This window comes from Azospirillum humicireducens, from assembly GCF_001639105.2.
Taxonomy (GTDB): Bacteria; Pseudomonadota; Alphaproteobacteria; order Azospirillales; family Azospirillaceae; genus Azospirillum; species Azospirillum humicireducens.
In genome coordinates this window covers 2,509,995-2,524,050 of record NZ_CP015285.1, presented here as the reverse complement: position 1 = coordinate 2,524,050, position 14,056 = coordinate 2,509,995, and the positions used below count along the sequence as shown (strand labels likewise).

Below are 14,056 nucleotides of genomic sequence, written 5' to 3'. Positions count from 1 at the left end.
GGGTGGGGGCAATCGAAGCCGATACCTCCCCAGCCGATCCTTACTTCTTCTCCAGCATCAGCGTACCCTGGTGGGACACCTTGGTCTTGATCTTGTCGGCCAGCAGGGCCAGCGCCCAAGGGAGTTGAACCTCCATCTCGACGCTGTCGTCCAGCACGTCGATGTGGCCGGCGATGGTCTGGGCCAGCGCCACGACGCGGAAGTTCAGGCGGTCGTCGGTCCAGCTGTCCTCGACGCTGGCCGACACGGCGCTGAGACGGGCCCGTACCTCGCCCATGCCGTCGACCAGCCGGCGCTTGGCTTCCGCCCGGCCGAGCGAATGGGGGATGGACAGGGTCAGGGGCTTGGGCATCGTCGGCGGCTCCGCACTGCACGGGATCGAATGGACAAGGGTAACGCCGCGGACGCGCCTTTGGTCCCGCTCACCCCGCCTTCACGCCGTTGGCCGGTGCGCGCACCGGCATGATGCAGCGGACATGGGCGCTGCGGAAGACGCCGGTGCCGCCGGATTCGTCCAGCTCCAGCCGGCCGCCATGCAGCTCCATCACGTTGCGCGCCAGCGACACGCCGAGGGCTGCCGCGCCCTGCGGATCGGCGTCCGGCGGAGCGGCGCCGCTGACCGACAGGGTGATGCTGCCGTTCAGCCGCTCGCCGGCCAGCCGGATGCGGCGGTCGGGCGGCGGGTTGCGGATGGCGCCGACCACCAGGGTGAACAGCGCCTGCTTCAGCCGCTTGCCGTCGCCCTCGATCTCGCCAAGCGCCTCCGGCGCCACGACCTCCATGCGCAATCCTTCGCGCCGGGCCCATTCGCGGGTGAGGCTGGCCACCGAGTCGAGCAGGTCGGGCAGGCTGACCGCCTCGCGCTCCAGGGTGGTCACGCCGGCCCCCAGGCTGGTCAGGTCGACGACGTCGTCGATCAGTTCCAGCAACCGCTCCCCGGCCGTCAGCATGCTGCGCACATATTCCATCTGACGGGCGTTGAGTTCGCCGAAATACTGGTTCGCCAGAACCTCGGCGAAACCGATGATGCCGTTCAGCGGCGTGCGCAGATGGTGGGAGACGTTGGCGATGAACTCGCTCTTCAGCTGGTCGGCAGCCTCCAGCGCGGCGTTGGAGGCGCGCAGCGCCGTCTCCAGCCGGGCGCCGTCGGTGACGTCCAGATAGCTGTTCAGCACCGCCCCGTCGGGCAGCGGCAGGGTGGAGAACTCCACCACCGACCCGTCGCTGCGCTCCACCCGGCCGGAGCGGACGCTGCGTTCCAGCGTGGCGCCGATCAGTTCCTCCTTCAGGGCTTCCCAGCCGGAGGCGGCGGCCTCTCCCTGCCTGTCCGGCGGCGCGATCTCCAGCAGCGGGCGCATGCGCTCGAACACGTCGGCGATGTGCGGTTCGCCGTGCAGGTCGCCGTCCGCCAGTTCCCAGATGCGGGCGAAGGCCGGGTTGGACAGCTTCAGCCGGCCGTCGCCGCCGAACACGGCGATGCCCTCCGCCAGATTGTCCAGCGTCTCCTGCTGCACGGCCATCAGCGTGTTGTAGGAGGATTCCAGCGCCAGCGTGTTGGTCACGTCCTCCAGGATGGTGATCAGCCCGCCCTGGGGGTGGGGGGCGGCCAGATGGCGCAGCGCGGTGCCGTCCGGCAGGTGCAGCATCTCCTCCACCGGTTCCACCAGATGGGTGTAGCGGGTCAGGCGTTCGCGCTTGAAGGTCTGGTAGTCGGCATATTCCGGCAGGCGGCGGCGGGCGCGCAGTTCCTCCAGCAGTTCGGCGTTGGTGGGCTCGGTGCGCAGCCATGCCTCGTCCAGGTCCCACAGCCGGGCATAGGCCTGGTTGAAGAAGGTCAGGCGGGTGTCGGGGCCGAAGATGGCGATGGCGGTGCCCAGCCGTTCCAGCACCTCGGCATGCGCCGTCAGGTGGCGGTCCAGTTCGCCGCGCAACTCCTCCAGCGGGGTCAGATCCAGGGCATAGCCGACCACCAGCGTGCCGCTGCCGTCTGCCAGCGGCAGCGGTGCTTCCGTCACTTCCAGCAGGCGGCGTTCGGTGCCGATCACCACCGGTGCGCGGTCGGATTGGGCGAAGCCGCCGCTGCGCGCCCGTTCGGCCAGCGCCGGGCCGGTGGCGGTCAGTTCGCGCCCTTCCGTCACCACGCTGTCCGGATCGCCGTCGACGGCGCGGGCATAGGCGCGGTTGCACCAGGACAGCCGTAAGGAGCGGTCGCGCATCCAAACCGGGATCGGCAGGGCATCGGCCATCGCCTGCAATTCGGCAAGGCGGGAGCGGGCGTCCCCGGCCTCCTTCTCCTGGCGGCGGGTGGCGTCCCGGGCGGCGTCGCGGGCCACGGTGATGTCCTCGATCCACACCACGTCGCAGCGGCTGTCGCCGGCGCAGCCGCGCCGGCCGGTCAGCACCAGCCGCCGGCCATCGGGCGCCAGCCCTTCGCAGCGGAAAGCTTCTCCGTCACGGCGGAGGCGGGCAAGAGCGGCGGAAAAGTCGGACGAGGACACCACGTCCGGCAGCGAATCGGGGGTGGAGATGCCCAGCAGGGCCGCCGCGTCGTCCGACAGGGCGCCTCCGCCGGAGTCGGTCCAGGCGCACCAGGGATGGAGAGCGGCGGCAAGCATCGCCCGCCAGCGGTCGCGGTCTGCGGCGGCATGTTCGGCCTGGCGCCGGGTTTCCTTGTTCCAAAAGAAGCCAGCGAAACCGACCACGCTTTTCACCCCCGGACCGCCGGGGCTCGGCAATGGCCCGGCTGAATCTGTCGAAATGAATCAAGATGGCCAGAGTAGTTCAGCCCTATCCCACCGACAAGCAACTCGCGCCCACCGTGCAGCCTTTTCGGGCTTCCGTTCCCGTCCAGGTAGATTTCGCCCCAACACGTCCGGTCATGCCATGCTCTCTTCCGGCTGGGATAGCGTCTCTTTCGTGTGACGCAGCGCGTGAATCGCCTTTTCGACCTCCGGGAAGGCCGCGGCCATCTCCTGTGCGTGGCGTTCCACCTCCTGCAGGCGCGCCTCGACGATCGCGCGCTCCAGCGCCGTGCAGGCGGCTGCCAGCACCCGCGCACCCGCCGTGCGTGCCGCCCCGGCGGCGGAATGGGCGGCGGCCCGCGCCTCCTCCATCTCCCCGGCGTCGAGCGCATGCCGCAGTTTTTCCAGGGTCGGCCGCGTCGTTTCGATGAAGAAGTCCATCATGTCCAGCGTGCCGGCATCGAGGCCATCCTCCCGTCCTCCGCCGAAGGTCTCGCGCAGGTGGTCGAGGTCGAGGACCGGCAGGGTCGGGTCGTCCGGCGGATGGGTGGGCTGCGGTCCCTGCGGCTCCTTCGTCTCCGGAAGGCGGGGAGGGGCGTCGAGCCGCCGGGCCAATACCTGCGACAGCTGGGCCAGCGTCACCGGCTTGGCGAGGTAATCGTCCATGCCGGCGGCCAGACAGCGCTCCATCTCGCCGGACAGCGCGTTGGCGGTCATGGCGACGATGGCGGTGCGCCGGCCGGTCCCGTCCTCCTCCGCCCGGATGCGGCGGGCAAGCTCGTAACCGTCCATCACCGGCATGTGGCAGTCGGTGATGACCAGCCGGTGGCGTCCGGTGCGCCAGGCCACCAGCGCCTGCTCCCCATCGGCTGCCAAATCCACCGCGCAGCCCAGCCGGCGCAACTGACGCAGGACCACCTGCTGGTTGGTCGGATGGTCTTCCGCCACCAGGACCGGACCATAGGCCGGTGGGCTGTCCGGCTGTCCCTCGCCCATGCGGGCCGGGATGGTGAGCGGCGGGCCGGACCGCTCCCTGCCGGACCGCTCCATGGGGGCCTCCAACGCGCCGTCCGCGGCACCGGGCCGGTCGGAGTCGGGTGCGGCGCGGCCGGCCAGGATGGCGGCGGCGCGGATCAGGGCGGCGCGGTGGACCGGCTGCGTCAGCCCGCCCGCACCGCCGTGGGGCGAAGCGACCGCGGGGCCGTTCCCCCGCCCGTCGCCCAGCAGCAGCCGCGGCAGTCCGGGTCCGCAGGCGCCGGCCAGAGGGTCCAGCCGTCCGGCCATCGTCGTGCTGGCGACCAGCAGCCCCCACCCCCCGCGCCCCAGGCGGGATGCCGCATCGGCCACCGTGGCGGCGGCGGTCACCGCCGCTCCGCCCTGCTCCAGGTAGCGGGTCAGCACGCCGCGTTGCACCTCGTCCTCGTCGGCGACCAGCACGGCCAGTCCGGCCAGCGGCGCCGGGGCGGGCAATGCGGGATCCTCTCCCCGCGGCAGGTCCACCGTGAACCAGAAGGTCGAGCCCAGGCCGGGCACCGACTCGACGCCGATCCGTCCGTCCATCCGTTCGATCAGCCGGGTGCAGATCGCCAGCCCCAGCCCGGTGCCGCCGAAGCGCCGGGTGGTGGAGCTGTCGGCCTGGCTGAAGGGTTGGAACAGCCGGGCCTGCCCCTCCGGCCCGATGCCGATGCCGGTGTCCTCCACCGCCACATGCAGGCGCACATGATCCCGGCTTGCGGGTTCGGTGGCATGGACGCGCAGCACCACCCGGCCGCGGTCGGTGAACTTGATGGCGTTGCCGGTCAGGTTGAACAGGATCTGGCGCAGCCGGCCCGAATCGCCGCACAGCCGCGCCGGCACCGACCGGTCGATGTCGCAGATCAGCGCCAGCCCCTTCTGGTGGGCCTGGGGGGCCAGCAGGTCGGCGACCCCCTCCACCAGCTCGGCCGGGCGCAGGTCCAACTCCTCCAGCTCCAGCTTCCCCGCCTCGATCTTCGACAGGTCCAGGATGTCGTCGATGATCCGCAGCAGCGCCGCCCCGCTGTCCCGCATGGTGGAGACCAGCGTGCGCTGCTCCTCGTCCAGCGGTGTCAGCGCCATCAGCTCCAGCATGCCGAGCACGCCGTTCATGGGCGTGCGGATCTCGTGGCTCATGGTCGCCAGGAATTCGGCCTTCGACCGGGCGGCGATCTCCGCTTGTTCCTTGGCGGCGCGCAGCGCCTCTTCCGCCTGCTTGCGCGCGGTGATGTCGTAGCTCCAGGCCAGAACCGCCGGCTCGCCTTCGAAGCTGGTGCGCTGGAGCGTCTGCAGGGCCCAGACCCGGCTGCCGTCGGGCCGGTCGACCGCCACCTCCGCATCGCGCACCACCACGCCGCCGGCTTGCGCCTCCCCCTCCTGCCCCTGGCCCTGCCCCGCTCCGCCCCGGCTGATGCTGGCGCCCGGCAGGGCCAGCGCGTGGCGGCTGCCGACGAACGCATCCAGCGGCCGGCCGGCCAGTTCGGCGGCGCGGGCATTGGCGAAGGCGACGGTGCCGTCGGTGCGGCCGATGGAGACGCCGACCGGGCTCTGTTCCAGGATGGTGCGCAGCCGCCGTTCCCCATCGGCCAGCGCGCTTTCGCGGGCGCGGATGGTGGTGACGAAATAGGACAGCGCGCGGGCCATTTCGCCGATCTCGTCCCGGCTGCCGGACGGGGTGGTGGAGGGAAGGTCGAGGTCGGGCATCGCCGCCGGCTCGGCCGTCTCCACCGCCTGCATGGCGCTGCGCAGCCGGCGCAGCCGCGCCACCACGTTGCGGTGGATGTAGGCGAAGATCGCGGCGGCGCCCAGGATCGACAGCAGCGCCATCGCGATCACCGCCCGCTTGCCATCGCGGATCACCCGCTCGAACTCGGACGAGCGGCGGGCAACGTCCTGCTCCACCGCCAGGAAATAGTCGGACACGATGCCGACCAGCTGGTCAGACACCGCCTGGTTGCGGGCCGCCGACCGCTTGACCGCCCGCTGCAGCGACAGCTCCGCCGCGCGCAGGGTGAACAGGGGGGATCGTCCGAAGGCCTCCTCCTCCACCTCGCGCTGCAGTGTCTGCAGCCGGGCGGCACGGTCCGGCGGCAGCATGGCCAGCGCCGCGGCGGCGTTGTTCAGCGCCATGCGGGTCTCGGCCTGGAACCCATCCAGCTGGCTGTCCCGGTCGGCGCGCAAGGCGGCCAGCAGCGTGGTGGCTGCCGCGGTCAGGTCCCGGCGCCAGCGTTCCAGCGCGTCGCGGCTGCGCTCCGCCGCCTCGGCATCCGGAAGGCCGGAGCGCGTCTCCATCGGCCAGGGCGCCTCCTCCTCCCGCGACTCGGCGGCACCCAACCGCCCGGTCAGGGCAGCCAGCGCCTGGGCGCGGGCGTTGGTCTCGGCGGTCAGGGCCAACTGCTGCCGGACCTGGGCGTTCAGGGTCAGCAGCGTGCCGACCAGTTCATTCTTGCGGCGGTCGAGTTCGCCCAGATCGGCCTGACCGCCATTTCCCTGGCCATCGCTTCCCTGGTTGCTGCTGCCCTGGCCGCCGCTGCCCTGGCCGCCATGTGCGATCAGCCGGGCCATCAGCTGTTCCAGCCGGACGATCTGATCACCCATCCGCGCCATCACCGCTTCGCGCGCGGTCTGGTCCTGGGCGGCGACCAGGGCGGGAGCGATGGCGGCCACTGCGCCGCTCTGCTGTACCAGCTGCGCGGCGGCGACCAGCCCAGGCACCTTGGCCGTGGCGATCTGCTCGTACCCCTGGTGGAAGCGGGAAAACAGCGAGACGGCGACGACGCTGGTCGCCGCGGCCAGCCCGCCGATGACCGTCAATCCCGCCAGGATGCGGAACGCCACGCTCCGCCGGGGACTCCGCATGACCACCCCCTCGCCCGCCGCCAGCGCCGGAGGGGGTGCTTCGCCCGCTGCGTCATACCCCTTCCGGCGCTGCGATCATGCCACAGAAACGGGGGCGGGGGATGGGGTTCTCAGGCGACGCCGGTGGACCCGAATCCGCCCGTTCCGCGTTCGGTGTCGTCCAGCGACCCGACTTCGATCAGCGTGGCCCTCGGGGCTGGGGCGATCACCGCCTGGGCGATGCGGTCGCCGCGGGCGATGGTGAAGGGCTCTTCCCCCAGATTGATCAGGCAGACGCCGACCGGCCCGCGATAGTCGCAGTCGACGGTGCCCGGCGTGTTCAGCACCGTGACGCCGTACTTCACCGCCAGTCCGGAGCGCGGCCGGATCTGCATCTCCCACCCCGTCGGCAACCCGACGGCGAAGCCGGTCTGCACCAGCATCCGCTTGCCAGGATCCAGAACGGCGGGCTCATCCGCCGGAACCGCGGCGCGCAGGTCGAACCCCGCCGCCCCTTCTGTGGCGTAGGCGGGCAGCGGCAGGTCGTCGTTGCCGGGCAGGCGGAGGAAGGCGACGGTGGGGGACATGGGGGGATCCTGTGGTTGAGTGTCGGCTGGCGGATGCCCCCTCCCCAACCCTCCCCCGTTTTGCGGGAGAGGGGGCCTTATACGAGGGGGCGGCAGTCCCCTCTCCCGCGATCGGACCGGCTTTCAGCCGGCCGAGGGCGGGGGAGGGTTGGGGAGGGGGACCGTACAAATCGGGCAACGGGTAGACGCTACTTCCCTGCGAAATACCCCGCCACCGCTTCGGCGAGCCGGGCGGCGACGGCGTCCTTGGGCATGGTGGGCCAGGACTCCACCCCGTCGGCGCGGATCAGGTGGACGGTGTTGTCGCTGCCGCCGAAGGTGCCGGTGCCGGGGGAGACGTCGTTGGCGACGATCCAGTCGCAGCCCTTGCGGGTGCGCTTGGCGGTGGCGTAGGCCAGCACGTCGCCGGTCTCCGCCGCGAAGCCGACCACCAGCGCCGGGCGGCGCTTGCCGGGCCGGGACAGGGTGGCGAGGATGTCGGGGTTCTCGGTCAGGGCCAGTGCCGGCGGCCCGCCGCCGTCCTTCTTCAGCTTGCGGTCGGACTCGGTGTCGACGCGCCAGTCGGCGACCGCGGCGGCGCAGACCGCGATGTCGGCGGGCAGCGCCGCCTCGCAGGCCGCCAGCATCTCGCGCGCCGTCTCGATGTGAGCGACGCTGCAGCCGGGCGGGTCGGGCAGGCGGGTCGGGCCGCTGACCAGCGTCACCGCCGCCCCCAGCTTCGCCAGCGCCGCGGCGATGGCGTGCCCCTGCTTGCCCGACGAGCGGTTGGCGATGTAGCGCACCGGATCGATCGGCTCGTGCGTCGGTCCGCTGGTGACGATGGCTCGGCGTCCGGCCAGGGGCCGGTGGGCGTCCTCGGCGAAGATCGCGGCGATGGCGTCGACGATCTCCATCGGCTCCGCCATCCGGCCGGGACCGTATTCGTTGCAGGCCATCACGCCCTCGTTCGGGCCGATGCGCCGGACGCCGCGGCTTTCCAGCAGCGCCATGTTGGCCCGGGTCGCGGCATGCTGCCACATGCGCACATTCATGGCGGGAGCGACCAGAACCGGCTTGTCGGTGGCCAGCAGGACGGTGGCGGCCAGATCGTCGGCCATGCCGGCGGCCATGCGCGCCAGCAGGTTGGCGGTGGCCGGCGCCACCACCAGCAGGTCGGCCTCGCGCGACAGACGGATGTGGCCCATCTCCGACTCGTCGGTCAGCGACCACAGGTCCTGGTAGACGGTGTCCTCCGTCAGCGCCTGCACCGACAAGGGCGTGACGAAGCGGGCGCCGGCCTCGGTCAGCACCGCGCGCACGGCGGCACCGCGTTCGCGCAGGCGGCGGATCAGGTCCAGGCTCTTGTAGGCGGCGATGCCGCCGGCGACGACCAGCAGCACGCGCTTGCCGGCCAGAATGGCGTGATCGGCCATGGCGAATCCCCTCTTCCCGACACTCGGATGCCCGCTTGCTGATAGTTCATCGCGCCCGCCCCGGCAAGCGGCCGCACCGCGACATATCCGGTCCGATGGGGGCTTCGATCCGTTCGCTTCGCCGACAATGATCGTCCGCTTGCGCGTGGGGGTGGGATTTTCAGAAATATCTGTTAGACAATAGGGTCAGCCCCCGCCCCTGCTTTTGCGTGTCGCCCACAGCATGCCGCCCGGTTCCATCCCCGTCCTGCTGATCGAAGACACGCCGTCGCTGGCCCGTGTCTATGCGGAATACCTGAAAAAGGAATCCCACACCGTCATCTCGGTGGAGACGGGAGCCGACGCGCTGGCGCAACTGAACGACGGCGCCCCCAAGGTGGTGCTGCTGGACCTGCAACTGCCGGACATGAACGGGATGGAGGTGCTGAAACGCATCGACACCCAGGCCCTGCCCTGCGCGGTCATCGTCATCACCGCGCACGGCTCGGTGAAGGCGGCGGTGGAGGCGATGCGCTACGGCGCCTATGATTTCCTGGTGAAGCCCTTCTCAGCCGACCGGCTGGTGGTGACGGTCCGCAACGCGATGGAGCGGCTGCGGCTGGCCCAGCTGGTCGATACCTTCGAGAAGGATCTGAACCGCGCCCGCTACCACGGCTTCATCGGCTCGTCGCTGGCGATGCAGGCGGTCTACCGCATCGTCGACAGCGCTGCCTCCTCGCGCGCCACCGTCTTCATCACCGGCGAATCCGGCACCGGCAAGGAGGTCTGCGCCGAGGCGATCCACCGCCAGAGCCAGCGCGCCGCGCGCCCCTTCATCGCCATCAATTGCGGCGCCATTCCGAAGGATCTCATGGAAAGCGAGATCTTCGGCCATGTGAAGGGCAGCTTCACCGGGGCGGTGTCCGACCGGGAGGGCGCGGCGGCGCGCGCCGACGGCGGCACCCTGTTCCTCGACGAGATCTGCGAGCTGGCGCCCGACCTGCAGACCAAGCTGCTGCGCTTCATCCAGACCGGCACCTTCACCCCCGTCGGCGGGTCGAAGCTGGAGAAGGTCGATCTGCGCATCGTCTGCGCCACCAACCGCGATCCCCTGCGCGAGGTGGAGGAGGGGCGCTTCCGCGAGGATCTCTATTACCGGCTTCACGTCATCCCCATCCATCTGCCGCCGCTGCGCGAGCGCGAGGACGATGTGCTGGAGATCGCCCGCCACTATCTGGCCGAGTTCGCCAAGGAGGAGAAGAAGGGCTTCGCCCGCTTCTCCCCCGAGACGGAGCAGGCGCTGCGCCATTACCATTGGCCGGGCAATGTCCGGCAGTTGCAGAATGTCGTGCGCATCGTCGCGGTCCTGCATGACGGCGACACGGTGACGCCGGAGATGCTGCCGCCGCCGCTTGGCGCACCGCAGCCTCTGTTTCCCGCCGCCTCGTCCGCTCCGGCGTTGGCCGGCGCCGCCCCAGCGCCGCGCCCGCATGTTCCGCCATCCCCGGACTCCATCAAGCCCCTGTGGGAGGTGGAGAAGGATGCCATCGAGGATGCCATCGCCGCCTGCGACGGCAACATCCCGCGCGCCGCCGCCCTGCTGCAGATCAGCGCGTCCACGATCTACCGCAAGCGTCTCGCCTGGCAGGCCGAAGGGAAGCTCTAACCCTTTATTTCGGCAATGATTTCATGCTTCTGCCCTGAATCCGCCAAGAAACGGGCTAATACCCTTCGACAAAGTGCCGTCGCCTTGGTCGTAAATCCACTCGGGATTTCGCCACCCTTTGTCCTATGCCGTGAGACGGAATTGCCCGCAACCACAGCATGCGGCTAGCCTCCCCGCACAATGTCTTGGTTCCGCTTGCCCGGCAGACCTCATGGCGCGGCCGATGCCGGCGATTCCGGACCAATCCGTCTCACAAAGACCCGTTTCGCAGAGACCAGGGGGAGGCCCATGACAAACGGTACCGTCAAATGGTTCAACACTACCAAGGGTTACGGCTTCATCGCGCCGGAAGCCGGTTCGAAGGACGTCTTCGTGCATATCACCGCGGTCCAGCGCTCGGGCCTGCATGCGCTGTCCGAGGGCCAGCGCGTCCAGTTCGAGGTTGCCCGCGGCACCAACGGCAAGGATTCGGCGGTGAACATCAGCGTCGTGGAATGATGCGGTTCCGTTAGGTCACACCGGATATCCGGCGGCGCGGTAGGCCGCGATGGCATCCTCGGCCAACCGGGGGATGTCGCGGCGCAGCCTCTCCACCGCGTCTGCCGCACCCCTTTCGCCGGTCTCCGCTGAGTCCGGCTCGGCTGAGGAGGCACGGCAGGCCATCTCCAGTGCGCGGGCGGCACAGTAGAGCGCGTGGGCGCCGAAGGTCCCGGCGGTGCTCTTCAGCGTGTGCGCTTCACGCGTCAGGACGGCGCGGTCGGCTTCCGCCATGATGCGCGCCACCCGCTCCCGCGTTTCCTCCACGAACTGCCGCAGCACGTCGGCCAGCAGATCCGCTTCCAGATCCTGGGCCAACTGGGCCAGCACCTCGCAATCCAGCACCTCGCCCGCCGCTTCCGGAGCTGCCGCCGCGCGGGGACCGAAGCCGACCGATGGGGAGGTGGGCGGCCCGGAGCACAAGGACGCGCGCAGCCATTTTTCAACCGTCTCCAGCAGAAGCGCCCGGTCCACCGGCTTGGCGACATGGTCGTTCATGCCGGCGTCCTGGCAGCGGATGCGGTCGGCCTCCTCGGTATCGGCGGTCATGGCGACAACCGGCACCCGGCCTGCCGGCCCCGGCAGGTCGCGCAACAGGCGCGTGGCGGTCAGCCCATCCATCTCCGGCATCGACAGATCCATCAGGATCAGATCGTAGCCGCCGGCCTGCGCCGCCATCACGGCCTCCAGCCCATTGTTGGCGGTGTCGGCACGGTGGCCGGCCTGGGCGAGGATGGCGGTGACCAGCATCTGGTTCAGCGGGCTGTCCTCCACCACCAGAATCCGGCACGGCGCCGGCTGGAGAGCCGTGGGGGGAAGCGACGGCGGTGTCCGCTCAGTCATCGCACGCATGCTCCGCAATCAAGATGGCGGCAGTGTAGGGCGTGGCCTTGCCCCTGCAAAGCCCCGCTCCATCTTTGCGGACGGGTGGAAATCACGGATTTCCGCGGCCCGGCGCTTCAAATCGGCGCGGTCCACCGGTATGGTGGCGCGCTTGGCTGGCGTCCGGACCGGACTCCCGCCCGCAAGACTGAGCCCTATCCCGGCTTTCCTTCGACTTCAGGCAGTGCCGCAGACGATGACCAAACTGAACACCTACCGCTCCGGTCCCGACGAGCGCGGGCATTTCGGAATTTTCGGCGGCCGTTTCGTCGCCGAGACGCTGATGCCCCTGATCCTGGAGGTCGAGAAGGCCTATCGCGAGGCGCGGGCCGATCCCGCCTTCGAAGGCGAGATGCGCCAGCAGCTGAAGCAGTATGTCGGCCGCCCCAACCCGCTCTATTACGCCCAGCGGCTGACCGAGCAGCTGGGTGGGGCCAAGATCTACTTCAAGCGCGAGGAGCTGAACCACACCGGCGCGCACAAGATCAACAACTGCATCGGCCAGATCCTGCTGGCCCGGCGCATGGGCAAGACCCGCATCATCGCCGAGACGGGCGCCGGCCAGCATGGCGTGGCGACCGCGACGGTCTGCGCGCTCTACGACATGCCCTGCGTCATCTACATGGGCGAGACCGACATCGCCCGCCAGCAGCCCAACGTCTTCCGCATGAAGCTGCTGGGGGCGGAGGTCCGGCCGGTGACGTCGGGCAGCGGCACGCTGAAGGACGCGATGAACGAGGCGCTGCGCGACTGGGTCACCAACGTCGCCGACACCTTCTACATCATCGGCACCGCCGCCGGCCCGCACCCCTACCCCGCCATGGTCCGCGACTTCCAGTCGGTGATCGGCGACGAGGTGCGCACCCAGATGCAGGAGCTGGAAGGCCGCCTGCCCGACAGCCTGGTCGCCTGCGTCGGCGGCGGGTCGAACGCCATCGGCATGTTCCACCCGTTCCTGGACGATTCCTCGGTGCAGATGATCGGCGTCGAGGCCGCCGGCCGCGGCATCGAGAAGGGGCCGCTCGACCATGCCGCCTCGATCAACGGCGGCCGGCCCGGCGTGCTGCACGGCAACCGCACCTACCTGCTGCAGGACGAGGACGGCCAGATCCTGGAAGGCCACTCGATCTCCGCCGGCCTCGACTATCCCGGCATCGGGCCGGAACACAGCTGGCTGCACGATGTCGGCCGCGTCGAATACGCCCATGCCACCGACCAGGAGGCACTGGACGCCTTCCAGCTCTGCGCCCGCACCGAGGGCATCATCCCGGCGCTGGAATCCGCCCACGGCCTTGCCGAGGTGATCAAGCGCGCACCGAAACTGCCCAAGGACCACCTGATGGTGCTGTGCCTGTCGGGCCGCGGCGACAAGGACATCTTCTCCGTCGCCAAGCATCTGGGAGTGGAACTGTGAGCGCCGACATTCTGGCCGATGGCCGCATCGCCCGCCGTTTTGCCGCGCTGAAGGCGCAGGGCCGCGCCGGTCTGGTCACCTTCATCACCGCCGGCGACCCCGATCCCGCCGTCTCGCAAGGACTGCTGAACGGCCTGCCGGCCGCCGGCGCCGACCTGATCGAGCTGGGCATGCCCTTCACCGATCCGATGGCCGACGGCCCGGCGATCCAGGCCTCCTCGCTCCGCGCGCTGAAGGCCGGCATGACGGTGCGCAGGACGCTGGAAATGGTGCGCGCCTTCCGCAAGCAGGATGCCGACACCCCGATCATCCTGATGGGCTATTTCAATCCGATCCACGCCTATGGGGTGGAACCGTTCCTGGCCGCCGCGCGCGAGGCCGGTGTGGACGGCCTGATCGTCGTCGACCTGCCGCCGGAAGAGGACGAGGAGCTTTGCCTCCCGGCGGTCAAGGCCGGTATCAGCTTTGTCCGCCTGACCACGCCGACCACCGACGAGGCACGCATGCCCGCCGTGATGCGCAACACGTCGGGCTTCGTCTATTACGTGTCGATCGCCGGCATCACCGGGACCGCCAGCGCGTCCAACACCGCCATCGACGCGGCGGTCGCCCGGCTGAAGCGTCATACCGACCTGCCGGTCGCCGTCGGCTTCGGCATCAAGACGCCGGATCAGGCCGCCGAGGTCGCCCGCGTCGCCGATGCCGCCGTCGTCGGCTCCGCCATCGTCACCCGTTTGGCCGAGGGTATGGCCGCCGGAGCCGACGGGGCGGCCGCGGTCGCGGACGTACTGGGCTTCGTCGGCGCGCTGGCCAAGGGCGTGCGCGCGGCGCGCGGCTGAGGGACGGACGGTTTACAACGACGGCAAACCGCTTTACGACACCTGCAACACGATCGCTCATGGCGACGACCGGCTGAAGAGCCCGGTGCGGCACGGACCCGATGTCCGGCCGCCGCCGGGCTTCGGCGTACCGCCATGTCGTTGAAA

At 70.2% G+C, this 14,056-nt stretch carries 10 protein-coding genes; 4 read left to right on the top strand and 6 right to left on the bottom strand.

Annotation, left to right across the window (positions count from 1 at the left end; translation table 11 throughout):
• Positions 1-40: 40 nt before the first annotated feature.
• The 5 genes from A6A40_RS11825 to coaBC form a co-directional block, all read right to left on the bottom strand.
• Positions 41-352: a polyhydroxyalkanoic acid system family protein gene (locus A6A40_RS11825; protein WP_063635569.1), complete on the bottom strand. Its 312-nt coding sequence runs from the start codon at positions 350-352 to the stop codon at positions 41-43.
• 70 nt (positions 353-422) lie between these two features.
• Positions 423-2,702 carry a PAS domain-containing sensor histidine kinase gene (locus A6A40_RS11820; RefSeq protein WP_236783653.1) on the bottom strand — a complete coding sequence of 760 codons (2,280 nt, stop codon included), beginning with the start codon at positions 2,700-2,702 and terminating at the stop codon, positions 423-425.
• Positions 2,703-2,876: 174 nt separating this feature from the next.
• A complete protein-coding gene (locus tag A6A40_RS11815) occupies positions 2,877-6,593 on the bottom strand; it encodes a hybrid sensor histidine kinase/response regulator (protein ID WP_236783652.1) in 3,717 nt (1,238 codons plus the stop codon).
• Positions 6,594-6,724: 131 nt separating this feature from the next.
• Positions 6,725-7,180 carry a dUTP diphosphatase gene (dut, locus tag A6A40_RS11810; RefSeq protein WP_063635566.1) on the bottom strand — a complete coding sequence of 152 codons (456 nt, stop codon included), beginning with the start codon at positions 7,178-7,180 and terminating at the stop codon, positions 6,725-6,727.
• Between the two features lie 188 nt (positions 7,181-7,368).
• Positions 7,369-8,592 (bottom strand): bifunctional phosphopantothenoylcysteine decarboxylase/phosphopantothenate--cysteine ligase CoaBC, encoded by a 1,224-nt coding sequence (gene coaBC, locus A6A40_RS11805; protein WP_063635565.1) that lies wholly within the window; start codon positions 8,590-8,592, stop codon positions 7,369-7,371.
• Positions 8,593-8,815: 223 nt separating this feature from the next.
• On the opposite strand from coaBC, the gene A6A40_RS11800 reads away from it, so the two are divergent.
• Positions 8,816-10,237, top strand: coding sequence for a sigma-54-dependent transcriptional regulator (locus A6A40_RS11800; protein ID WP_063636251.1), 1,422 nt, complete (start codon positions 8,816-8,818; stop codon positions 10,235-10,237).
• A gap of 288 nt (positions 10,238-10,525) precedes the next feature.
• Complete coding sequence (locus tag A6A40_RS11795) at positions 10,526-10,735, top strand: cold-shock protein (RefSeq protein WP_014249082.1); 210 nt, start codon at positions 10,526-10,528, stop codon at positions 10,733-10,735.
• 15 nt (positions 10,736-10,750) lie between these two features.
• Here the strand turns inward: A6A40_RS11795 and A6A40_RS11790 are convergent, their stop codons facing one another.
• Positions 10,751-11,617 carry a response regulator gene (locus A6A40_RS11790; protein WP_063635564.1) on the bottom strand — a complete coding sequence of 289 codons (867 nt, stop codon included), beginning with the start codon at positions 11,615-11,617 and terminating at the stop codon, positions 10,751-10,753.
• A 235-nt stretch (positions 11,618-11,852) separates the two neighbouring features.
• On the opposite strand from A6A40_RS11790, the gene trpB reads away from it, so the two are divergent.
• Positions 11,853-13,070: a tryptophan synthase subunit beta gene (gene trpB, locus A6A40_RS11785; protein ID WP_063635563.1), complete on the top strand. Its 1,218-nt coding sequence runs from the start codon at positions 11,853-11,855 to the stop codon at positions 13,068-13,070.
• Positions 13,067-13,909 carry a tryptophan synthase subunit alpha gene (gene trpA / locus A6A40_RS11780; protein ID WP_063635562.1) on the top strand — a complete coding sequence of 281 codons (843 nt, stop codon included), beginning with the start codon at positions 13,067-13,069 and terminating at the stop codon, positions 13,907-13,909. Before trpB ends, trpA begins: the two co-directional genes overlap by 4 nt.
• Positions 13,910-14,056: the final 147 nt, after the last annotated feature.